Raw genomic sequence first — 21,046 nt, forward strand, 5'->3', positions numbered from 1 at the left:
CTCTGAAGCTCACAACTTGATATGCACCTTCCCGGTGCGATGGCAGCAGTTACTTCTTCGGCGAACACCCTTCGGGGTGGCGGGCTCGATACCCGCAACACTGCCGCCGACCTTGATCTCGGGAGGGATACAACTTCAGGGCGCGCCCGGTGCGCAGATGAGGGTTACTTCCTTTGGGAGGGTGAGGTCGCGGGTTCAAGTCCCGTCACAGGCTTCGGGCCTGTGTAGCTCAGTCGGCAGAGCGCACGAACAGTCACCTTCGTCGACTTCGATCTCGGGCGCGACTTTCGAACGAGGCCCCTCTCGACCGAACCACGAGAGGGGCCTCGCCGCGTCATGGCGAAGTTCAACAGCACGACCAGCAAGCCTGCGGTGTTCAGCCCGGTCACGACCGAGGCGACACCCTCGGGACGCACCCACGAGGGCGCTCCCGGCTACGTGCGCGACGCCAAGAGCGAACTGTTCCTTCTCGCGGTCTCCAACATGGTCGGCGAGAACACCTTCTACGAGAAGGCCGGCGACCGCGACGACCGCTTCCGCCGTCTCGTCCACCAGGTCGCGGTCGAGGACGTGGAGTGGCTGGCGCGCTTCCTGCCGTGGCTGCGCTCGGAGGCCAACATGCGTTCCGCGCCGCTCGTCGCGGCTCTGGAGGCGGTCAAGGCGCGCCTCGGCGCGGGGGAGCAGGGCCTGAACCGTCAGCTCGTCGGCAGCGTCCTCCAGCGGGCCGACGAGCCGGGCGAGGCGCTCGCCTACTGGACCTCGCGGTACGGCCGCGCCGTACCCAAGCCGGTCAAGCGCGGCATCGCCGACGCCGTCCAGCGGCTGTACAACGAGCGCAACCTGCTCAAGTACGACACCAGCTCCCGCGGCTGGCGGTTCGGCGACGTCATCGACTTCGTCCACCCGTCCCCCGACGCCGGTAAGCCGTGGCAGGGCGCCCTGTTCGAGCACGCCCTGGACCGCCGTCACGACCGCGACAAGCCCGTCCCGACGCAGCTGCCGACGCTGATCGAACGCGAGCGACTCATGGCGCTGCCGGTGGAGGCGCGTCACGCCGTCCTCGCCGCCGAGACCGAGCGTCTCGCGGCTGCCGGCATGACGTGGGAGGCGCTCGCCGGCTGGCTGCAGGGCCCGATGGGCAAGGAGGCGTGGGAGGCGATCATCCCGTCGATGGGCTACATGGCTCTTGCTCGTAACCTCCGCAACTTCGACGAGGCGGGGGTCTCCGACGAGGTCGCGAGCCAGATCGCCGCCAAGCTGAGCAACCCTGAGGAGGTGGCGCGGTCGCGGCAGCTGCCGTTCCGGTTCTACTCCGCCTACCTCAACGCGCCCTCGCTGCGGTGGGGCCACGCCCTCGACAAGGCGCTGAGCCTGGCCACGGGCAACGTCCCGGCGTTCAGGGGACGCACCCTCATCCTCGTCGACACCTCCGCCTCCATGACGAGCAGCCGCGTATCCGGCCGGTCGTCGGTCACGCCAGCGCATGCCGCCGCCCTGTTCGGCGTCGTCCTGGCCTCCAAGGGCGGAGCCGACCTGTACGGCTTCGCCGACAGAGTGTTCAGGCACGACCTCGGTAAGGGCGCTTCGGTGCTGAAGGAGCTCAACCGGTTCGTGGGGCGCAGCGGCGAGGTCGGGCACGGCACGCAGATCGCCGAGTCGGTCCGCCGCACCTACGACGGTCACGACCGGGTCATCATCCTGTCCGACATGCAGACCATGAACGGCTACGGCGGCAACGTCACCGACGCGGCACCGAAGCACATCCCGATGTACGGCTTCAACCTGGCCGGCTACCAGCACGCGGCCATGCCTGCCGGGTCGGGGAACAGGCACGAACTCGGCGGCTTCTCCGACGCCACGTTCAAACTGATTCCCCTGCTGGAGGCAGGCTGCAACGCCGACTGGCCGTTCTGACCGGCGAGTCGAGTCACTCGCAGTTCTCGCCGCGATGACGATGTCGAACGCCACCCGAGGAGTAGACGCATGGAGCAGGCTGTGGACGACTTCTTCGCGAGGTACGGGCGCCGTAGGCGGAAGCTGGAGCACATCTGGCGCCCGTGGGTCGCCTACGTGGTGCTCTGGGAGGTCTGCAGCCACACCTGGCGATAGCCCGTGACAGGTGGCCGCCGATGAGAGGGCGAAGGGCTCAGCGGATCCGCCAGAGGCCCTCGTCCACGCGGATCTCGGGCAGGCCAGGGATCGGCGCTGTGGCCGCGTGGAGCACGGGCCGGTCGTCTTCCTCTTCCATCGCGGCGCGAAGACGGCTGCCGTCCGCCAGGGTCACCGTCCACAGCCCTGGCGGTTCGGTGGTGCCGTGCAGCACGTAGGCGCCGAAGTGCGCGGCGAACCTCGCGGCGAACTCACCCCTGCCCACCCGGTCGGCGAGACGTCCCTCGATGCCGACGTCGAAGTGCATCGCGAAATGGCCGTGGACCTGCTGGTAGGTGCAGAAGGCGGCGAAGACCACGTCCTGCGGGACGTCGCGCAGGTCCTCGGCGACCCGGTCGGCGTGGCCGACGAACAACTCGTGCTCGGCGATGCCGAAGCAGTCCAGCAGGAATTCCCGCAGCTCGGCCTCAGGGACGAGGCGGGAGGACAGGCCGTCGTAGCCCGTGGCCCGTGTCTCCGTCACGAGGACAACGTACTCAGGGCAGCGCCTGGCAGGACGGCGGTCGGCCCGTCATGAACCTTTTGCGCGAGGTCCGGTAAGTACGGGTGTTCGCCCACCCGGACCGAAAGGCACCCTATGCCCCAGCCCGCTGCGACCGTCGAGGTCGCCGACGCCGAGTTGATCCAGAGGTCGTGGCAGGAGCCCGAGGCGTTCGCCGCGGTGTTCGACCGCCACGCCCCGCAGCTGCACAGGTACGCGGTGCGGCGGCTCGGACGCGACGCGGCGGAGGACATCGTCTCCGACACCTTCCTCGCCGCGTTCCAGAACCGCCATCGGTACGGCCTGGACCACACCGACGCCAGGCCATGGCTGTACGGCATCGCCTCCAACGTGATCGGCAAGCGGCGCAGGGACGAGGTCACCCGCTACCGCGCCTACGTGCGCGGGGGCGTGGACCCCGTGGAGATCACAGGCGGCCTCGTCGAGGACAACGTGACGACGCTGACGGTGAACCGGCCGCTGGTCGCCGCGCTGGCAGGGCTGAAGTCCGGCGACCGCGACGTGCTGCTGCTGATCGCGTGGGCGGGGCTGAGCTACGAGGAGGCCGCCCGGGCGCTGGACATCCCCGTGGGCACGGTCCGCTCGCGACTCAACAGGGCCAGGAAGAAGGCCCGTCAAGCACTGGAGAACACCGTATGGAAGGACACCCTCGATGGATGAGATGGACGCGATGAGCCGCGTGTGGGCGGCCACGCCCGAGGGGTCGGCACAGGACCTCGCCGGGTCCCGCGCTCTCATGGAACGCGCCTACGCGGAGGACCGGCACGCGCGGGGGCCGCGCCGGATCCTTGGCAGGGCGGTCAGGAGGCCGGGCCCCATGTTCAAGGGTGTGGCCGTCGTCGCCGCCGCGGCCGCCATGGTCGTGGCGGTCCAATTCGTCCCTGGCACCGCCCTTCCGGCGAGCGCCCAGGAACTGCTCTCGAGGGCGGCCGGCGCCGCCGCGGAGCAGGGCGAGCTGCAACTGAAGCCGGGTCAGTACCTCCACGTGAGGTCGATGGCCACGCGACACGTGGCGATCGAGCGCAAGGACGGCACCGGCGCCGACCACGTGACCGTCAAGACCGCTGAGGACAGGTGGGAGCCCGCGGAGCCGGGCAAGCCGTGGCTCGTCAGGGAGGAGCGGAAGGGCGCCACCCCCAACCCGGGCAGCGGTCCCGCCCCCTTCGTGCCGGGGGGCTCCGGCGTCGATGAGAGCGTCTACGAGTCCTCCTGCGACAAGACCCCCGGCGACGAGCTCTCCTACCTGCGGCTCGGCGACTGGCCCACCGACGTGACCGCGCTGCGCGCCAGGATCGAGAAGGTCGCCGCGCAACAGGCAGGACCTCGCCGCCTGCGTCTGTGGCTGACGATCAGCGACCTGATCCAGAAGTCGGCCGCCAGGCCCAGCCTTGCCTCGCCGCTGTTCGAGGTGGCGGCGGGGCTCGAGGGCATCAGTCTCATCCCTGACGTGACCGACGCGGCGGGCAGGCCGGGCATGGCCGTCGGCATGGCCGAGGACGAGACCATGCGCTCCGAGCTGGTCTTCGACAAGCAGACCTACCACTACCTCGGCACCCGCTACGTCACCACGAAGGACAAGACGCAGTCGCCCGGCGGCCACACCTACGTCGTGCCCAAGGGCACCGTCACCGGCTCCGCCCTGCTCGGGGTCGAGGCGGCCGACGCGATGCCCGAGCCGTCACCCGACGCTTCTCGTCTCAAGATTCCCTGCTAGCGAGACGCGCCGAGGGACGGCAGCGACACGGCGGTAGCCGGGCGGCCACGCATCGACCGCGACCGGTGGCACAGAGGTGACGGAGCCCCGTCCGATCATGCGGGTCGGGCGGGGCTCCGTCGTTCCGTGACGAGGACACGCCCGGTTCTCCGAGCGCGCCCCTCGCGGAGGTCACTCCACGGTGATCAGCTCGTACGTGCCCTGGTCGGCGTGCATCCGTCCGGTCCGATAGTCGCGCAGCCACGTGACCAGGGCGTAGGAGCCCGGCGCGAGGTCGGCCCTGATGACGGCAGCGTGCCCAGGCGACATGGGGACCAGGCCGACAGGCCCGCCGGTGAACGGAGAGGGCGGATCGCGGTCTGCGACAACCGGTGAGGTAGGAGCGGCCGCACCGGTTACACCCGCGGGCGTAACCGGTGCGCGTCGATCGCCAGGCGTGGTTTCTCGTCGGCGCGGTGCCGATGCTGGAGATCACAGGCTGCTGGTCGAGGACTCAGCCGCCGACCGCATGCCGTCCCTTGCGCCGCTCGACCAGCCGTACGCCCACGAAGACCAGCACGGCCAGCAGCACCGTGGCGATGACCGCGTTGGTGCCCATGCCGACGTAGGTCTCCACCAGCGACCAGTTCTCGCCGAGTGTCCAGCCGGTCAGCACGAAGACGGTGTTCCAGAGCAGGCTCCCGGCCGTGGTCAGGAGCGTGAAGACACCCAGCGGCATGCGCTCCACCCCGGCGGGGACGGAGATCAGGCTGCGGAAGATCGGGATCATCCGGCCGAAGAACACCGTCTTGCGCCCGTGCTTGAGGAACCACGCCTCGGTCTTGGCGATGTCGGAGAGCTTCAGCAGCGGGATCCGGGCGGCCAGCGCCAGCGTGCGCTCGCGGCCGAGCAGGGCGCCCACCCAGTACAGCGCCAGCGCCCCGATCACCGAACCCGCGGTGGTCCACAGCAGCACGGCGACCAGGTCCATCGCTCCCCGGGAGGCGGCGAAACCGGCCAGCGGCAGGATCACCTCGCTGGGGAGAGGCGGGAAGAGGTTCTCCAGCGCGATCGCGATCCCGGCTCCGGGCGCGCCCAGCATTTCCATCAGGTCAATCAGCTATTCCGTCATGCCTCTGAGACTAGAAATGATCAGGCGGTGGCCACCATGAGGCACGTGGCCGTTCAGGGGTGCGGGAAACCACAGCGCCCAGCTCGCCACCGCGAAGGCGCCGAACCCCGCCGCGCCACCTGGCCGGCTACGCCAGTCACAGCCCCGACATGTTCACGAAGTCCCGAAGGCCGGCTTCCAGTCCTGGACGAGGAGCCCGAGCAGCACCTCGTCCAAGAACTCGCCCAGCACCCAGGCCGAGGAGCGCAGCACGCCCTCGCGGACGAAGCCGTTGCGTTCGGCGGAGCGCAGCATCGCGGCGTTGTCCGCCAGCGTCTCGATCTGCAGCCGCTGCAGGCCGCGCACGACGAAACCGTAGTGACACAGCACCGCGACCACGTCGGTGCCGTAGCCCTTGCCGCGGGCCGACGGCAGCAGCCCCAGCCCGATGTGCGCGGACCGGTGATGGTTGTCGATGCCCCACAGCGCCGCGGTGCCGACCAGTGTGCCGCCGTCCAGCTCCACCACGGAGAACGGGACGCGCCCCTGGTCGGTGTCGTCCACCACGAGCCGCGGGTCCTTCGAGCCGGGCGTGATCGGCCGCCACGGCCGGCCTTCGGCCCGTGAGCCGTTCACCACGTCGTCGTAGAGCTCGGTCAGCAGGATCGGAATGTCGTCCTCGTACCGGGCCCTGAGTCCGACCTTGTTACCTCTTAGCATGCGAGCTTCCTATCCGATCGGGCTGGCAGGCGGCAAAATTCGCAATCCGTTGTGCGAGTGACCACCCATGCTCAGAAGGTGGCTCCGTGGTGATGTCGAGACGGCCCGGCCGGCTCCGACTATTCCCTGACGGCGCCGGACGGCGCCGCCGACGGAGCGAAGGAGGCTTGTGATGAGCAGGATCGTGCTGGATGTGTCGGTGTCCCTGGACGGGTTCACGACCGGTCCGAACGTCAGGGAAGAGGAGCCCATGGGGGACGGCGGCGAGCGGCTCCACGAATGGCATGCCGGGAACGGACCGGACGGCGAGATCGACCTCGGCGTCCTCCGGCAGTCCGAGGAGACGGTGGGGGCCATCCTCATCGGGCGGCGTACCTTCGACCTCGGCCTGGGGCCATGGGGCGGCACACCGTTCCCCGGCATTCCGAGCTTCGTGGTCACCCACCGGACCAGAGAGGACCTCCTCGGCGACAACGGCGGGACGTTCGCCTTCGATGGACTGCAGGCCGCAGCCCGACGTGCCAAGGAGGCCGCGGGGGACAAGGACGTCTGGGTGCTGGGCGCGGACGTCGCCCGGCAGCTGCTCGGCGCCGGCCTGCTCGACGAGATGCGCATCCACCTGGTCCCCCTGCTGATGGGCGAGGGCACGCCGCTGTTCGCAGGGGAGCGGGCCGGGCTGATCCTGGAGGGGAAGCCCGTCACGGGGGCCGTGACCCACCTGCGCTACCGCGTTCGCCGCGATGCGTGAGTTCGAAGAGGGCCCCCTCCGGGTTGGCTCGGCACGAGATCTGTCATCGTCTCGATGACAGATCTCGTCCCGGCCGCGCAGTCGTCTTGCGCGTGCGCGTTTGCCTGGCAGAACTCCCCACTGGCGTCGGGGCTGGTGAAGGCCCGTCTGGTGACCCGGCAGGGCCTTCGAACCCTGGACGCTACAGGCCGGTCATCACCAGGCTCATGTAGTACCAGTAGCCGGTGCCGAAGATGTGCTTGGAGATGTTGGCGATCTGTCCGGTGGCGAGCGTGGCGCAGGTGGAGCCTCTCGCGGTGACCGAGCCGAGCTCGTCGCCTTGGCCGACGGCTGGCGGGGTGACCTCGCGCAGGCTGAACAGCGCTGACCCGGTGGTGCCGATGGTGGTGGTCGGGTTGGCGAAGTTGCCGGAATAGGCGCGATCACCGTTGTTCACGGCGACGTACTGGTTGCCGCTGGGGTACATGTACCCCGCGAGGTCGATCCGGATCTCGTCGCCGTTGTTCTCCTCCACGTCGTAGGCGTCGACGTAGTTCAGCTCCACCCGGCACGTGGCGGCCGCGCTCGTCGCGCCTGCGGGCGAGGCCGAGGACACAGCCGCCGAGACGGTCAGGCCCGCCGTCAGCGCGAGCGCGAGGATGAGCTTGTGAGACCGCATGCCGTTCTCCCTCTGTTGACCTGCGTTTCAGGCCGAAACGCAGGCACCTCAGGGTGCGGCAGGCAGCGCGGGTAGGTCAGTGGCCAAATGCACGCTCGATCCACGCCTTTTTGCGCGCTCGCGCGGGCGGGGCGCGTGGGCAGGCCCTGGCGAGGATCAATCCGGATTCGCGGAACGAGATCGAAAAAGGCCCTCCGGGATCATCCCGAAGGGCCTTTCTCCTGCTGTGCGGCCGGAGGTACTCGAAACCCCAACCTTCTGATCCGTAGTCAGATGCTCTATCCATTGAGCTACGGCCGCTCGCTGCGTAAGCAATCATAGCGGACCTCAAGCCGTGCCTCGAACCAGATTTTCGATTCCTCGTCCCGGGAGTCGCGAGACCCCGGATCCCGCTCGCCTGTGTACAACCTTCTGTGTATCCACAGGCAGGTCCCAGGTGTGAACAACTCTGCGGTTCTCGATGGTGAGATGGAGGGATGAGGCGAGACATCCTGGCAGCCGTGGCCGCGTTCGCCGTGGGTGCCGTCATGCTCGTCGGCCGCGCCTACTTCGACCGCGACGGTGTCCCCCCGTGGTTCCTCGCCGTTCCGCTGGCGCTCGCCTGCACCGGCGTGGCCGTACGGCGGAGCGCGCCGCTGGTCTGCCTCGCGCTGGGCGTGGCGGCGGTGACCATCGACGGCGCCTACAGCGGCCCCTCGCTGCCGACCACGCTGGTGTTCACCGACAACCTCTACTCGGCCGCGCTGTACGGCCCCGCCAGGGCCTCGCGCTGGCTGCTGGGTGTCACCACCACGGCGGCAGTGATCATCGGTGCGGTCATCGGGATGCTGGAGCGGAGCTGGCTGGCGTTGGCGATCTACGGGGTGCAGGTGAGCCTCGTGCTGGTCGTGCCCGTGACGACCGCCATGGTGTTGCGGCAGCAGCGCGACCAGGCCGCCGCCGAGCGAGCGCGTGCCGAGCAGGTGGCGCACCTGGCCGAGCTCGACCGCGGCGCGGCCATCGTCGCCGAGCGCACCAGGATGGCCAGGGAGCTGCATGACATGATCGCCAATCACTTCAGCGCCATCGCGATCCAGTCGACGGCCGTGCTGTCGCGCAAGGATCTCGACGCGGGGGCCGTCCAGCAGATCATGGCTTCCATCAGGGAGAACAGCGTTCAGGGGATGGCCGAGATGCGCACCATGATCGGATTGCTGCGGCAGGAGGGCGAGGACAACGACGCCACGACCAGGCCGCGGCTGGCCGACGCCGCCGATCTGGTGAAGCGGGCCCGGCAGGCGGGGATGGAGACGGTCATGACGGTCGAGGGCACGCCCTACGACCTGCCGGTGTCGGTCGATCTGGCCGGATACCGGATCGTGCAGGAGGCGCTGACGAACGCGATGAAGCACGGCGACGACAGGGCGGAGGTCATGATCACCTATGCGCCGGGGCTGGTGAGCGTGGTGGTCGACAACCCGCTGAACGAGACGAGGACCCAGCTGCCTGGGGCGGGCGCCGGGTTGGTCGGGATGCGGGAGCGGGCGGCGCTGGTGGGTGGCGCGTTCGAGGCGGGGCCGTACGAGGAGAAGGGGTGGCGCGTGCGCGCCACGCTGCCCACGGAGCATGCGCTGTGATCATCAGAGTGCGGACCGAGGAGGAACTGTGACGATCAGGGTGCTGGTCGCCGACGACCACGCGGCGGTCAGGGCGGGCATCGTGCTGGTCCTCGGCGGCGCCGCCGACGTCGAGGTGGTGGGGGAGGCGGGCGACGGTGAGGAGGCCGTCACGATGGCCCGGGAGATCCGCCCCGACGTCGTGCTGATGGACGTCAGGATGCCGAAGATGGACGGCATCTCGGCCACCAGGGAGCTGGCCGGCGTGACCGACGTGCTGATCCTGACGACGTTCGACGTCGACGAGTACGTCTTCGGCGCGCTGCGGGCCGGCGCGGCGGGGTTCCTGCTCAAGAACACCGACGCCGATTCCCTGGTGGAGGCGGTGCGCCTGGTGGCGAGGGGCGACGGGCTGATCTCTCCGGCGGTGACTCGCCGGTTGATCTCCGCCTTCGCCGAGCAGCCCGTACGGCGTGAGCCGCCCAAGGACCTGCTCACCCCCAGAGAGCGCGAGGTGCTGGCCTGTGTGGCCAGGGGCCTGTCGAATGCGGAGATCGCCAAAGAGCTCGACATGGCAGAGGCCACGACGAAGACTCATGTCAGCAGGGTGCTCAACAAGCTCGGGCTGAGAAGCCGGGTGCAGGCCGCCATCTACTACTCCGAGGGGAGCTGACGTGGTCGTCGGCATGGCGTTCGCAGGGGTCGGCATCTACCTGGTCGTCAACGTGATCGCCGGGCTCATCGCGCTGAGGACCGGCAGTCCCGTGGGCATCGCGATCGTGGCGGGGCTGCTCGCGGTGGGCAGCCTCGGCGGCGGCCTCGCACTCATCCTGACGAGGAAGCCGCAGAACAAGGGGCTGGGCATGGGGCTGATGATCGGCTGGGCGCTCACCTCGATCATCTCGGCCGGCTACTGCACAGGGCTCAACCCCGAGCTCTACCGCTGACGTGCACGAGCTCTTCGTCGGGCTCGGCGTGCTGGCCGCCGCCGTGGTCTTCGTGCGAGAGGCCCGTCGTCGCGGCGCGCTGAACGAGCAGTCGCTGGTGGCGGTCACCGGCGCCCTGGTCGGCGGCGCGATCGGCATGCGACTGGCCGGCTTCGCCGAGCACCTCGAAGGCTTCTGGCTGTACGGCTCACGCAGCATCCTCGGCGGCCTGACAGGGGCCTACGTCGGCGTGCTCGTCGCCAAGCGGATCATCGGCTACAAGGAGAGCACCGGCGACCTGTTCGCCCCCGCGGTGGCGCTCGGCATGGCGATCGGCCGCATCGGCTGCCACCTGACCGAGGCGCCCGGCAGGCCGACCGACCTGCCGTGGGGCGTCCACGCGCCCGCGACCACGCCCGAGTGCCCCGGCTGCCTGACGGGGCAGGCCATGCACCCGTCGTTCGTCTACGAGATCGTCTTCCACCTCGTCGCCTTCATCGTCCTGGTGAGGCTGCGTGACAAGGGAGACCTCTTCCCCCGCTACGTCGCCGCCTACGCGGTGTTCCGCTTCCTCGTGGAGTTCACCAGGGCGAACGAGACGGTCTGGCTGGATCTGACCAGACCGCAGTGGTTCCTCATCCCCTGTCTGATATTGCTGGGCATCCGGTTCGGAAGGAGGGCAGCCCGTGAGGCTCCGAGGTGATCGCATCCTGCGGTACGTCAACGCCTTCTGCCCGCACTGTCACGGCGATCTGCCCGTCGAGCGGGTGCCGAGGCTGAGCGGCTACCTGGCCGAGCGCGATGGCAGGGTGTGGCTCGAACGCGGCTGCCGCACGCACGGGTTGGTCCGCACGCTCTACGACGAGGACCCCGAGATCCTGTCCTACCTGGAGGAGTGGACGGCGCCCACCAAGGCGCACATCCCTGACCTGGCGGGAAACTTCGCGCCGATCCCCGTGGCCTACCTCGACGGGCTGCCCGAGATGCAGACCCAGCACACCTGCATCCTGCTGGAGGACATCACCGAGAGCTGCAACCTGCGCTGCCCGACCTGCTTCGCGGGCTCCTCGCCCGACCTCCAGGGCGTCGTGCCGGTCGAGCGGGTGCTCGCCAACGTCGACCAGCGCCTCGAACGCGAGGAGGGCAGGCTCGACGTCCTGATGCTCAGCGGCGGTGAGCCGACCCTCCACCCCGACCTCGCCAAGCTCCTGGCCGAGCTGACCGCCAGGCCGATCACCCGCATCCTCGTCAACACCAACGGCCTGCTCGTGGCCCAGGACGACGGCCTGCTCGACCTGCTCACCGAGCATCGCGACAGGGTGGAGGTCTACCTGCAGTACGACGGGATCTCCGAGCACGCCTCCCGCCACCATCGAGGCGGCGACCTGCGGCGGTTCAAGGCGCTGGCCGTACGACGGCTGTCGGAGCGGCAGATCTTCACCACGCTGGTCATGACGGCGGCGCTCGGGGTCAACGACGGTGAGATCGGCGACGTCGTCAGGCTCGCGCTCGCCACGCCGTTCGTCGGAGGGGTGTCGATCCAGCCGGTGTTCGGCTCGGGCAGGAGCGAGGTCATCGACCCGATGGACAGGCTCACCCACACCGGTGTGCTCAAGAGGCTCGAGCCGCAGACCGGCGGACTGGTGACCTGGCGCGATCTCACCGCGTTGCCGTGCTCGCACCCGCACTGCTGCTCGGTAGGCTATCTGATCCGCGACGACTCGGGCGACTGGCGGTCGCTGGTGGCGCTGATCGGGCACGACCGGCTGAAGGAGAACCTGGGGCTGGTGTCGAACAGGATCGCCGACAGCGAGATCCCACGCGAGCTGCGGCTGGCCGTACAGGAGTCGCTGCTGGGGTTGCTGTCGGAGCAGTCGTCGCTGTCGCACCCGCAGATCGGCGAGCTGTGGAAGAACATCTGCGAGAACTGCGACCTGGGGCTGTCGACGCTGGTCACGGTGCTGGGCAGGCGGAAGAAGCTGCGCCGGATGCTGGGGGAGCGGGTGGTACGGCTGACCGTCAAGCCGTTCATGGACATCTCGACCATGATCGAGGAGCGGCTCACCCAGTGTTGCGTGCACGTGGGCACCCGCCGCGACGAACGCGACCAGTGCGCGCCGTTCTGCGCCGTGCAGGCATGGCCCGAGCTGCGATGACCGATCCGCTGAGGCTGTGCGTCTACGCCACGGTCGCGCTGCTCGCCTGGCTGCTCGGGCCGTGGGCGGTGCTCGGGTTCGCCGTGCTCGGGTTCGTGGGCTACTGGAAAGCGCGCAGAGCCGGGCTGACCCGGAGCAAGTGCGTGCTCAGGGACACCCGGCTCGTGCTGGCCTATCTGGGGCTGATCGCGATCGCCGCGCTGGCGGCGATCGTCTACTCGCTGATCGGGACGTAGAGCAGCAGCGCCTCGGCGACGCACACCGGACGGCGCTCGCCCTCCACCTCGACCGAGACCTTGATCGTGGCCAGCTGGCCCGCAGGGCTGTTCTTGACGTCGACCAGCTCGCCGCCGGCCCGCACCCGCGAGCCGACGGGCACCGGCTTGGGGAAGCGGACCTTGTTGAGGCCGAAGTTGACCGCCATCTGGATCTGGCCGACGCTCATCAGCTCGGTCAGGAACGAGGGGAGCAGCGACAGCGTCAGGAAGCCGTGGGCGATCGTCCCGCCGAAGGGGGTCTCCTTCGCCCGCTCGGGATCGACGTGGATCCACTGGTGGTCGTCGGTGGCGTCGGCGAAGAGGTTGACCTGGTCCTGAGTGACCGTGCGCCACTCGGTCGGGCCGACCGTCTCGCCGACCGCCGCCTTCAACTCCTGCACGTTTGCAAAGCTCCGCATGGGTGGAACCCTATTGCGCCGCCGCGAGGTTGACCATTCGGAACGCGTCCGGCTTGGTCCCCTTGGTGGCTCCCCAGTACGTGATCGTGCTGGGCGCCGAGGAGGTGCCGCTGCCCATCCAGTTGTCGGGGTTCTTGGGGAAGGTCACCCACGAGTCGGTCTCGAGATCGAGCACGCTCGTCCCTGTTCTGACATACCGGTCGAGAGCCGGGAAGCCCGACATCGGGAAGGAGACGTCCGCCTTCCGCGCGCCCGTGCCGTCCACCCGCTGCACCAGGCCCTCCGCCACGCACCAGGTGGGCCCGCAGCGCAGACCCACGGCCTGGGCAGCGGCCGTGATCTGGCGGGTCTCGCCCGTCTCCAGGTTGACGACCTTGGTCTGGTTCTTGCGGTGCTCGCGCTCGGAGACGTCGCTCGCCCACGGCCAGTCGATCAGGTGCAGGCCGTCGGCGATCTTCTCGGGCGTGCCGCCCTCGGCGGGGAGCCGCCAGACCGTGCCGTCCTGCTCTGACCAGTAGATGTGCTCGCCCTTCACGGCGATCGCCTCGATGCCCTGGTGCTCGCCCTTGTACGTGGCGACCAGCCGCGCCTCGCCCCCTGCCAGCGGCGCGATCCAGATCTCGCGCACGCCGGTCGCGTTCACCCACCACACGACGCTGCGCGCGTCGAAGGCCGCGTCCTGGGGGTAGGCGCGCTTCAGGCCAGGGGTCGTCGGCACGTCGGTGACCTTGCGGAACGTTCCCGACTCGGAGTCGTAGATCTCGATCGCGCCCGCCTTCTCGAATGCGGACTCCGCGTTCACCATCACCTCGGTGGCGCTGACGCCGGTGATCGGGCGGTACCGCCATCCGTCGGCGTTCTTCGCCGGCATCGTGAAGATCGCCTTCGGCCAGACCTCCTCGATCGGCGTCCCCTCCTGTGATCGGGACTGGGCCTCGGCCGAAGCCTGCATGCTCGCCATCACCTCGCTCGGTCCGTCGACAGGAGCCACCGCCACGCCGTCTCCGCCCCCGCTGGTGAAGACGCCTCTGGTGATCGTCGTGCCCACCCCCGCCACCCCGATCACGGCCGCCACCGCCAGGGCGGTGCTCGCCGTCCTTCGTCTGGTACGGCGGTGCCGCCGTGCGGCCAGCGCCGCGGACAGGTCGGGCTGCGGCGCCCGCTCGGCCGCCTGTCGCAACGCGTGGACCAGATCTTCCTCAGTCCTCATGACGCTCTCCCCTTTTCGAGCACGCCAGGGCTGACGCGGAGTTTCTCCAGCGCGCGTGCGGCCTGGCTGCGTACGGTGCCCCGTGAGATGCCGAGAATCTCGGCGATCTCCTTGTCCGACAGGTCCTCGTAGTAGCGCAGCACGACCACGGCTCGCTGCTTCGGCGGCAGCGCCCGCAGTTCGTTCCACAGCTCGCCGAAGGAGTGGCTGTCGTGGTGTGAGCCCTCGGGCAGATCCTCCGTGAGGTCCTCTCTGCGGCGTCTGCGCCACCAGCTGACGTGCTGGCGGGCCATGGCCGTGCGCGCGTACGCCTCGGGACTGTCGACCTTGTCCCAGCGGTCGGCGAGCTTGAGCAGGATCTCCTGCACCAGGTCGGCGGCGTCGTGTGAGGTGCCGGTAAGCACGTAGCCGTAGCGCAACAGCGCCGAACCCCTCGCTCGGACGAACTCTTCGAAGTCCACGAACAGGGGACGCACGGGAGGCGTGGACTGTTGCAAAGATCTTTACTCGAATCTCTCGCGCACGTGTTCGATCGCGCGCTACAGTTCTGGGTAACGACTCGAACAGAGGTTCGGCCAGGTGGGAGGGGGTGCCATGCTCGTCCAGACACGCCGTAGGTGTTTCTTCCCAACTCTAAGACGGCCGCTATACCCCGCTATAAAGTCCGAGAGCGTGGACCCTGTGCGCAACCCCTATGCCCCCGGTGCCGGGCAGCGCCCGCCCGAGCTGGCCGGCCGCGACCGTGAGCTCCAGCAGTTCGAGGTCGTCCTGGAGCGCGTGGCCCGTGGCCGTCCCGAGCGCAGCATGGTCGTGACCGGCCTGCGCGGCGTGGGCAAGACCGTCCTGCTCAACACCTTCAAGTCCATGGCGATGCAGCGGCTGTGGGGCACCGGCAAGATCGAGGCCAGGCCCGACCAGTCGATCCGCCGTCCCGTCGCCGCCGCCCTGCACATGGCGATCCGCGAGCTGGCCCCCCGGCACCGCGGGCCCGAGCGCATCGAGGAGTTCCTCGGCGTGCTCAAGGCCTTCGCGATGCGCGATCCGGCCGCCGCCAAGGGCACCTCCCACTGGTCGCCTGGCATCGACGTGCCCGCCAGCCGCGGCCGCGCCGACTCCGGCGATCTCGAGATCGACCTGACCGAGCTGTTCGTCGACGCGGCGAGCGTGGCCACCGACCTCGGGGTGGGCGTCGCGCTCTTCATCGACGAGATGCAGGACGTGCAGGCCGCCGACATCTCGGCGCTCTGCGCCGCCTGCCACGAGCTGTCGCAGACGGGCGGGCCGCTGATCGTGGTCGGCGCCGGCCTGCCGCACCTGCCGAGCGTGCTGTCGGCCAGCAAGAGCTACTCCGAGCGGCTGTTCCGCTACGCGCGCCTCGACAAGCTCGACCGTGAAGCCGCCGACATGGCGCTCCTCGTCCCCGCGAGGGAGGAGGGCGTGGAGTTCACGCAGGAGGCGCTCGACGCGCTCTACGAGGCCGCCGACGGCTACCCCTACTTCGTGCAGGCCTACGGCAAGGTCGCGTGGGACTACGCGCCGCGCACCCCCATCACCCTCGACGACGTCAAGGTGTCCGCGCCCGAGGCGGAGGAGGAGCTCGCCGTGGGCTTCTTCGGCAGCCGCTACGAGCGCGCCACCCCTGCTGAGCGCGACTACATGCACGCCATGGCCGCGATCGGCGACGAGCCGGTGGCCACCTCCGACGTGGCCGACTCCCTCGGCCGCAAGCCGTCGAGCCTGTCACCCGCTCGCGACAGCCTCATCAAGAAGGGGCTCATCTACTCCGCCGAGCGCGGTCTGATCGCGTTCACGGTGCCGCACTTCGGGAGGTTCCTTCGCGCTCAGCCCATCTGACTCTCTCTAGCCGTGTCTAGAGGGGAAGCTAGGCACGGCTAGAGAGACCAATATGCCGCCGTATAACGCTATCTAGCGTCAGGCCGATAGAGCCGTATATTCCGGCATCGACCCGCTGTCGTCCCTGCCGACCACCGCCATGCGCACCGCCGGATGCCGTCCTGTGAGGTAGACCGCGAAGACGGTGTCGTCCTTGTTCACGTTCTCGAAGACGAAGAAGCGCCAGCACATCTCCCGCCAGCTGTCGTACGGCTCGGCCGAGGCGAGCTGGTCGGCATGCGACCGCCAGGTCGCGCTCGCCCTGAGCTTGGCCAGGCCCACGCTCTCGCTCGCGGGGCGCTGTTCGCAGGGAGCGCGATAGCGCAGCCGGTCGACGGCCTCCTCCAGCTCGGGCGAGAGCGCGGCCAGCACCACCACACCGGCCAGCGTCCACCACGACAGACCGGGCGCGGGGGCCCACACCGACATCACCGCCATGCCGGTCAGCACGACCGTGCGGCCGATCGAGCGCAGCCCGACGGGGGCCGAGCTGACCTCGCCGAAGCAGCCGCAGCCGGCGTCAGGCCGCCGCCTGCGCAGTTCCAGCAGCACGTAGGTCGAGAGCGCGAAGAAGACGACCGTTCCCCATCGGAACAGCGGATGTGTGGTGAGCAGCAGTCCGGCGGCGAGCACCAGCTCGCCGACGGAGCAGCAGATCAGCGCGGGTGTGCGGAGCGAGCCCGGCACGAGCACGGCCGGGCCGAGCCTGGCCAGGGCGCCGGGCTCCAGGTTGGAGCGCACGGTGGCGAGCTTGGCGATGGTTCCCAGGACCAGCAGCACGATTAAGATCGGCAGCTGCGATTCGAGCATGCGTGATACCCCTATCCGACCTGGGCATTGAAGCACCCCTTGGTCAGTTCCCCGCCCAGTTCCACGAACGATGAGGGCGACAGCTCCACGATGCGGCCTCTCGGCGAGGTGCCGCATTCGACGCACCTGTCGCAGAAGCGCCCGGCCATACAGCCGCACGCCACGACAGGCAGGTTCGCCGCCCGCTCGGCGCAGACATTACGGACTTTTAATAAAGAACCAATAGCCAGGTACGGCAGGCCGACGCACGACACCTCGGCGTCGGGGCAGGCCGCGTCGGAGCGCTCCACCATGGGATAGGCCGCGCCGCGTTCGTCGCAGTCGAACGCGTCGGACCAGGTGGCCGTTCCTGAGATGCGTTGCTGTGGCCCGCCGTACGCGGGGGGAGGGGTTGGTACGGCGCGCGCCGGATAGGCGGGCTGCGACGTCGCGGGCAACAGAGCGTGGCCCACGCCGTCCTCTCTGACACCGATGGCGTCGAAGAGGTAGCCCGGTTCGAGCTGGGGGTGCCGGACGCGGACGCGTCCGGTGGTCCGGTAAGGGATCACCACGCTGCGGCGCCCGCGATGCGGGCCGCAGTCGAGCTCCAGGTGGAGGTCGCGGCGTCCTTCGATCGAGAGGATGGTGCCGGTCATGCGGGTGAGGTCGGCCCAGACCCGCTCGACGACCTTGCCGTCACGCAGGGCCCTGATGATGACCCTGGAGCCGAGGGGGAGGTCGCCGGGAGCGACGTCGGCACCGTGCCAGGCGGTCGCCCACGGGGCGATGACGAGCCGTTCCTCGCTGCCCTCCTCGGTCTCGACGATGAGCAGATGGGGGCTGACGTCGACGATCTGCCCGGTCACCGCGTGCAGGGGATCGCCGCTCTCGCGGTCGGGCCCCGCATGCCCCGGTGTGCGGCCGAGCGCCGCCGCCGCGAGGATTCGGCGGCGTTCCGTGCTGTTCACACCCCTAGAGTCACATAGCTCCCGGCTCCTCCCGGCGAAGGGGAGCAAAATACGCATCCTCGGTGGAACGCATTGACAACCGATGTGAGGCAGACCTTGACTGCACTTTGCAGTTGGTGGAACGAATCCTGGATTCCGGTTCAGCCGCAATAGGGGCTCGGGCTGCGATTCTGGCCACGATGCACACTGCCAGGACGGATGAGGAGTTCCGCGAGTACGTCAGGTCTCGCGGACCAGCGCTTCTGCGTGTGGCGCACCAGCTCACCGGACACCCATGTGACGCCGAGGACCTGCTGCAGACAGCCCTCGCCAAGACCTACCTGGCCTGGGACCGGATCAAAGATCGCGCCGCCCTCGACGGCTACGTCAGGCGGACGATGGTCAACATCAACATCTCGCAGTGGCGGCAGCGGAAGCTGGAGGAGTTCCCCGCCGACGAGCTGCCGGAGATCCCGGTGAGGTTCGAAGCGCCGAGCGAGTGGGAGGAATCCCTCGAACAGGCGCTGAACGGCCTGCCGGCCCGCATGCGCGCCGCGATCGTGCTGCGCTACTACGAGGACATGTCCGAACCGGAGATCGCCAGGGTGCTCGGCATCAGCGTCGGCACCGTGAAGAGCACCGTTTCGCGCGCGATGGCCAAGCTCAGGGGCGAACTATCTGTCCCGGCTCAACCGCGCCGGCGGTAGCGCAGGGATGCACGACGTCCCTGATGATCCGGAGGGTCGCGAGGAAGGTCTCGAGCTGCTCGGGTGAGAGCAGTCCTGTGAAGGACTCCTCGATGTCGTGGAGGTGCTGGGGCAGGACCTCCTGCACCTTGTCCACGCCCTTGTCGGTCAGCGCCGCATAGGAGGCCCTGCGATCGGTGGCACAGGCTTGCCGGACCACGAGGCCGTCACGTTCCAAGCGGTCGACCACGCGCGTCACCCCGCTCGTGGACAGGCCCGTCTGTGCGGCCAGGTCGCCCATGCGCAGGCTGTGGTGCGGTGATCGGGCCAGCCTGATCAGCGTGCCGAAGTCGACTTCGGACAGCCCGGCGGCAGTGAGGGCCGGAGTCATCTTCGCCATCAGGCCGGCGTAGACCTCCGTGAGCAGGCCGATGGCCGTCAGCCGCGGGTCGTCAAAGGGGATCACGTTCACATCGTAGAGGACGATAGTTGACGCGCGGAATATTCCTCATGTAGAAATCTGTTGAAGCAAACGTCCGCAGCGCAAGCATCACTCTCGAGGGAGCAACAGACATGAGCACTCGTACCTGGGAAGGCCTCTCCATCCCCGCCGCCGGCACGTACGCCATCGACGTCAACCACACGGTCATCGGCTTCGTCGCCAAGCACATGATGGTCAGCAAGGTCCGCGGCCACTTCGAGAAGTTCGACGGCTCGATCACGATCGCCGAGAACCCCCTCGAGTCCTCCGCCGAGCTGACGATCAACGCCTCCAGCATCAGCACCAACGCGGGCGACCGCGACAACCACCTGCGCAGCGGCGACTTCCTGGACACCGAGACCTACCCCGAGATCACCTTCAAGAGCACCCGCGTGGTCGGCCACAAGGGCGACGAGTTCACCGTCGCGGGCGACCTCACCATCCGTGGGGTCACCAAGGAGGTCGAGCTCACCGTCGAGTACGGCGGCGTGGGCACCAACCCGTGGGGCCAGCAGGTGTGGGGCTTCTCCATCACCACCGAGTTCGACCGCGAGCAGTTCGGGCTGACCTGGAACGCCGCGCTGGAGACCGGTGGCGTCCTGGTGGGCAAGAAGATCAAGATTGAGATCGAGGGCGAGGCCAACCCCGCCGCCTGACACACTGTCCACAGCCCGCTTCGACCTGGGCGGGCTGTCATCCACAGGTGTGGACGAGGTTACCCACAGGCAGTGGATAACTCTTGGTGATGACGCTGGAGCGAACCACTTTGCCGCACCGCCAGAAGGCCGGTACTCTGTCCTGAGCCAGACGGCTACCAGGAGGATTCGCCTAGTCAGGTCTATGGCGCCGCACTGCTAATGCGGTTTGGTGGCAACACCATCCGGGGTTCAAATCCCCGATCCTCCGCAGATCAGAGGCCCTCACCCGATATCGGGGTGAGGGCCTTTCTGCTGCCGGGTTGCAGTTAGCCCCAGAGAGCCGAGTCCATACGATCACTCGCGTCCTTCATCTGCATGGTGGCGACGTGCGTGTATCGCTTCTTGTGGGCCTTCAGCTGATCGAGCAGCGCGGGAGGGGACTGGAGGGTGAGCTTGCTCGTGCCCTTGCGCGGCCGAAGACGAGACCGCCGCCCGAACGCCGCGGGCACTTGTCCGCGTGGCCGGTGCAGTCCTTGAGCACGGCCGCACGTGCGCCCATCGGTGAGCTCAGCGAGATGACCGTCCGGGCGCGTCCACAGCGAGCTTTTCCCGCCGGGGTCGGCATTGGATGAAACGCCAGGGTTCCCACCGCATGCGTGCTCAGTGACAACTTTGTTAGCAGCAGGCAAATGATACAGATCGTCCTGATCTTGGGGAAAAAGGTAATCTAAGATGCCGTTCAGAACTAGGCATGTGGAAGGTACCTCTGTGGCGGATGCGTTCGAGACGGAGATCGGGGAGCTCGCCGGCCAGATCAATCAGCAGATGGCCCGCATTCGCGAAGCATACGGAGAGCTTTCCGCTATGGAGCACACAGCGTGTTCAGTGGACGGGATGGTGAGCGTGACCGTGGGCCGCCACGGTCAGATGCGCGGCATCGAGCTGAACCCCAGGGTCTATCGCACCCTGTCCCCTTCGCAGCTGGCCGACACGATCATGCATGAAGTGAACAAGGCCACCGCCGCGGTCTCCGAGCAGAGCAAGCAGCTCTTGCAGCCCCTGATGCCGGAGAGCGTGCCGTACGAGGAGATCTTCGGAGAGCGGGCCATGCTCGACGCGTTCCTCCCCGGGCCCGTGGAGCCGAACCCATGACCGGCTACTCTGTGCGGTGGGGGGCGCTGCACCGGCAGGCCCGGGTCTACGCCGAGCTCACGCACAACGCGGAGGAGGCGCATGTCGAACTCCGCGCCGCCTTCGACCGGGACAGGAACACGCTCGGCCAGGACATGTACGGCGCCGAGCTGGCCAAGAAACTGCCCGGAATGGAAGCAGACATTTTTGCCGCGCTGAAGGCGCACATCGACGAGCTCGAGCGTGTCGCCTCAGACCTCAATGTCAGCGCTCGTAACTACGAGGGAGCGGATCAGCCCCCCGTCACGCGCGGCTGA

Annotated in this window: 27 protein-coding genes and 2 tRNA genes; 17 read left to right on the plus strand and 12 right to left on the minus strand. The window is 68.5% G+C overall.

What is annotated here, in order from left to right; genetic code table 11:
• Positions 1 to 336: 336 nt before the first annotated feature.
• Both ABFX50_RS35160 and ABFX50_RS35165 read left to right on the plus strand, forming a co-directional pair.
• Positions 337 to 1,914 carry a TROVE domain-containing protein gene (locus ABFX50_RS35160; RefSeq protein WP_346152595.1) on the plus strand — a complete coding sequence of 526 codons (1,578 nt, stop codon included), beginning with the start codon at positions 337 to 339 and terminating at the stop codon, positions 1,912 to 1,914.
• Between the two features lie 69 nt (positions 1,915 to 1,983).
• Positions 1,984 to 2,109: a hypothetical protein gene (locus ABFX50_RS35165; RefSeq protein ID WP_346152597.1), complete on the plus strand. Its 126-nt coding sequence runs from the start codon at positions 1,984 to 1,986 to the stop codon at positions 2,107 to 2,109.
• A 37-nt stretch (positions 2,110 to 2,146) separates the two neighbouring features.
• Here the strand turns inward: ABFX50_RS35165 and ABFX50_RS35170 are convergent, their stop codons facing one another.
• Positions 2,147 to 2,632 (minus strand): hypothetical protein, encoded by a 486-nt coding sequence (locus ABFX50_RS35170; RefSeq protein ID WP_346152598.1) that lies wholly within the window; start codon positions 2,630 to 2,632, stop codon positions 2,147 to 2,149.
• 114 nt (positions 2,633 to 2,746) lie between these two features.
• Between ABFX50_RS35170 and ABFX50_RS35175 the strand changes: the two genes are divergently transcribed.
• Positions 2,747 to 3,331: an RNA polymerase sigma factor gene (locus ABFX50_RS35175; protein ID WP_346152600.1), complete on the plus strand. Its 585-nt coding sequence runs from the start codon at positions 2,747 to 2,749 to the stop codon at positions 3,329 to 3,331.
• On the plus strand, positions 3,324 to 4,385 hold the full coding sequence (locus tag ABFX50_RS35180; protein ID WP_346152602.1) for a CU044_5270 family protein: 1,062 nt from the start codon (positions 3,324 to 3,326) through the stop codon (positions 4,383 to 4,385). Before ABFX50_RS35175 ends, ABFX50_RS35180 begins: the two co-directional genes overlap by 8 nt.
• 171 nt (positions 4,386 to 4,556) lie before the next feature.
• On the opposite strand, the gene ABFX50_RS35185 is transcribed toward ABFX50_RS35180, so the two are convergent.
• From ABFX50_RS35185 to ABFX50_RS35195, 3 genes are all read right to left on the minus strand, one after another.
• Positions 4,557 to 4,694, minus strand: a complete 138-nt coding sequence (locus ABFX50_RS35185) for a hypothetical protein (RefSeq protein ID WP_346152603.1) — start codon at positions 4,692 to 4,694, stop codon at positions 4,557 to 4,559.
• Between the two features lie 184 nt (positions 4,695 to 4,878).
• Complete coding sequence (locus tag ABFX50_RS35190) at positions 4,879 to 5,472, minus strand: DedA family protein (protein ID WP_346152605.1); 594 nt, start codon at positions 5,470 to 5,472, stop codon at positions 4,879 to 4,881.
• A 177-nt stretch (positions 5,473 to 5,649) separates the two neighbouring features.
• Positions 5,650 to 6,195 (minus strand): GNAT family N-acetyltransferase, encoded by a 546-nt coding sequence (locus ABFX50_RS35195; RefSeq protein ID WP_346152607.1) that lies wholly within the window; start codon positions 6,193 to 6,195, stop codon positions 5,650 to 5,652.
• Between the two features lie 172 nt (positions 6,196 to 6,367).
• Between ABFX50_RS35195 and ABFX50_RS35200 the strand changes: the two genes are divergently transcribed.
• Positions 6,368 to 6,943 (plus strand): dihydrofolate reductase family protein, encoded by a 576-nt coding sequence (locus ABFX50_RS35200; RefSeq protein ID WP_346152609.1) that lies wholly within the window; start codon positions 6,368 to 6,370, stop codon positions 6,941 to 6,943.
• A gap of 181 nt (positions 6,944 to 7,124) precedes the next feature.
• Here ABFX50_RS35200 and ABFX50_RS35205 read toward each other — a convergent pair whose 3' ends face one another.
• Complete coding sequence (locus ABFX50_RS35205) at positions 7,125 to 7,601, minus strand: hypothetical protein (protein WP_346152611.1); 477 nt, start codon at positions 7,599 to 7,601, stop codon at positions 7,125 to 7,127.
• Positions 7,602 to 7,828: 227 nt separating this feature from the next.
• Positions 7,829 to 7,901 (minus strand) — tRNA-Arg (locus tag ABFX50_RS35210).
• Positions 7,902 to 8,077: 176 nt separating this feature from the next.
• Here ABFX50_RS35210 and ABFX50_RS35215 point away from each other — a divergent pair.
• Genes ABFX50_RS35215 through ABFX50_RS35240 form a run of 6 tightly spaced genes read left to right on the plus strand, consistent with a single transcriptional unit; the run spans position 8,078 to position 12,514 of the window.
• The gene (locus ABFX50_RS35215) at positions 8,078 to 9,217 is read left to right on the plus strand and encodes a sensor histidine kinase (RefSeq protein ID WP_346152613.1); all 1,140 of its coding nucleotides are present in this window, start codon (positions 8,078 to 8,080) and stop codon (positions 9,215 to 9,217) included.
• Positions 9,207 to 9,869 carry a response regulator gene (locus ABFX50_RS35220; protein WP_346152615.1) on the plus strand — a complete coding sequence of 221 codons (663 nt, stop codon included), beginning with the start codon at positions 9,207 to 9,209 and terminating at the stop codon, positions 9,867 to 9,869. Before ABFX50_RS35215 ends, ABFX50_RS35220 begins: the two co-directional genes overlap by 11 nt.
• Before the next feature lies 1 nt (position 9,870).
• Positions 9,871 to 10,143: a hypothetical protein gene (locus ABFX50_RS35225; protein ID WP_346152617.1), complete on the plus strand. Its 273-nt coding sequence runs from the start codon at positions 9,871 to 9,873 to the stop codon at positions 10,141 to 10,143.
• A 1-nt stretch (position 10,144) separates the two neighbouring features.
• Positions 10,145 to 10,825, plus strand: coding sequence for a prolipoprotein diacylglyceryl transferase (locus tag ABFX50_RS35230; protein ID WP_346152618.1), 681 nt, complete (start codon positions 10,145 to 10,147; stop codon positions 10,823 to 10,825).
• The gene (locus tag ABFX50_RS35235) at positions 10,809 to 12,278 is read left to right on the plus strand and encodes a radical SAM protein (RefSeq protein ID WP_346152620.1); all 1,470 of its coding nucleotides are present in this window, start codon (positions 10,809 to 10,811) and stop codon (positions 12,276 to 12,278) included. Before ABFX50_RS35230 ends, ABFX50_RS35235 begins: the two co-directional genes overlap by 17 nt.
• Positions 12,275 to 12,514: a hypothetical protein gene (locus ABFX50_RS35240; protein WP_346127237.1), complete on the plus strand. Its 240-nt coding sequence runs from the start codon at positions 12,275 to 12,277 to the stop codon at positions 12,512 to 12,514. Before ABFX50_RS35235 ends, ABFX50_RS35240 begins: the two co-directional genes overlap by 4 nt.
• Here the strand turns inward: ABFX50_RS35240 and ABFX50_RS35245 are convergent.
• Genes ABFX50_RS35245 through ABFX50_RS35255 form a run of 3 tightly spaced genes read right to left on the minus strand, consistent with a single transcriptional unit; the run spans position 12,493 to position 14,640 of the window.
• Entirely contained in the window at positions 12,493 to 12,954 is a 462-nt protein-coding gene (locus ABFX50_RS35245) for a MaoC family dehydratase (RefSeq protein WP_346152622.1), read from the minus strand. The two genes, ABFX50_RS35240 and ABFX50_RS35245, sit on opposite strands and share 22 nt — an antisense overlap.
• Before the next feature lie 10 nt (positions 12,955 to 12,964).
• The gene (locus ABFX50_RS35250; protein ID WP_346152624.1) at positions 12,965 to 14,164 is read right to left on the minus strand and encodes a TolB family protein; all 1,200 of its coding nucleotides are present in this window, start codon (positions 14,162 to 14,164) and stop codon (positions 12,965 to 12,967) included.
• Complete coding sequence (locus tag ABFX50_RS35255) at positions 14,161 to 14,640, minus strand: SigE family RNA polymerase sigma factor (RefSeq protein ID WP_346152625.1); 480 nt, start codon at positions 14,638 to 14,640, stop codon at positions 14,161 to 14,163. The genes ABFX50_RS35250 and ABFX50_RS35255 overlap by 4 nt, the downstream gene beginning before the upstream one ends.
• 196 nt (positions 14,641 to 14,836) lie before the next feature.
• Between ABFX50_RS35255 and ABFX50_RS35260 the strand changes: the two genes are divergently transcribed.
• Positions 14,837 to 16,018, plus strand: coding sequence for an ATP-binding protein (locus ABFX50_RS35260; RefSeq protein WP_183652746.1), 1,182 nt, complete (start codon positions 14,837 to 14,839; stop codon positions 16,016 to 16,018).
• A gap of 78 nt (positions 16,019 to 16,096) precedes the next feature.
• On the opposite strand, the gene ABFX50_RS35265 is transcribed toward ABFX50_RS35260, so the two are convergent.
• The gene (locus tag ABFX50_RS35265) at positions 16,097 to 16,867 is read right to left on the minus strand and encodes a MauE/DoxX family redox-associated membrane protein (protein WP_346152627.1); all 771 of its coding nucleotides are present in this window, start codon (positions 16,865 to 16,867) and stop codon (positions 16,097 to 16,099) included.
• 11 nt (positions 16,868 to 16,878) lie between these two features.
• Positions 16,879 to 17,814, minus strand: coding sequence for a hypothetical protein (locus tag ABFX50_RS35270; protein WP_346152629.1), 936 nt, complete (start codon positions 17,812 to 17,814; stop codon positions 16,879 to 16,881).
• Between the two features lie 179 nt (positions 17,815 to 17,993).
• On the opposite strand from ABFX50_RS35270, the gene ABFX50_RS35275 reads away from it, so the two are divergent.
• Positions 17,994 to 18,500 carry a SigE family RNA polymerase sigma factor gene (locus ABFX50_RS35275; RefSeq protein ID WP_346152631.1) on the plus strand — a complete coding sequence of 169 codons (507 nt, stop codon included), beginning with the start codon at positions 17,994 to 17,996 and terminating at the stop codon, positions 18,498 to 18,500.
• On the opposite strand, the gene ABFX50_RS35280 is transcribed toward ABFX50_RS35275, so the two are convergent.
• On the minus strand, positions 18,457 to 18,945 hold the full coding sequence (locus ABFX50_RS35280; RefSeq protein ID WP_312895723.1) for a MarR family winged helix-turn-helix transcriptional regulator: 489 nt from the start codon (positions 18,943 to 18,945) through the stop codon (positions 18,457 to 18,459). The two genes, ABFX50_RS35275 and ABFX50_RS35280, sit on opposite strands and share 44 nt — an antisense overlap.
• Positions 18,946 to 19,052: 107 nt before the next feature.
• On the opposite strand from ABFX50_RS35280, the gene ABFX50_RS35285 reads away from it, so the two are divergent.
• The 4 genes from ABFX50_RS35285 (at position 19,053) to ABFX50_RS35300 (ending at position 21,046) form a co-directional block, all read left to right on the plus strand.
• The gene (locus ABFX50_RS35285) at positions 19,053 to 19,616 is read left to right on the plus strand and encodes a YceI family protein (protein WP_346152634.1); all 564 of its coding nucleotides are present in this window, start codon (positions 19,053 to 19,055) and stop codon (positions 19,614 to 19,616) included.
• Positions 19,617 to 19,777: 161 nt separating this feature from the next.
• Positions 19,778 to 19,866, plus strand: a tRNA-Ser gene (locus ABFX50_RS35290).
• Positions 19,867 to 20,366: 500 nt separating this feature from the next.
• Positions 20,367 to 20,750, plus strand: a complete 384-nt coding sequence (locus ABFX50_RS35295; protein WP_346152636.1) for a YbaB/EbfC family nucleoid-associated protein — start codon at positions 20,367 to 20,369, stop codon at positions 20,748 to 20,750.
• Complete coding sequence (locus tag ABFX50_RS35300) at positions 20,747 to 21,046, plus strand: hypothetical protein (protein WP_346152638.1); 300 nt, start codon at positions 20,747 to 20,749, stop codon at positions 21,044 to 21,046. The genes ABFX50_RS35295 and ABFX50_RS35300 overlap by 4 nt, the downstream gene beginning before the upstream one ends.

The organism is Nonomuraea recticatena (assembly GCF_039533245.1).
Lineage (GTDB): Bacteria > Actinomycetota > Actinomycetes > Streptosporangiales > Streptosporangiaceae > Nonomuraea > Nonomuraea roseola.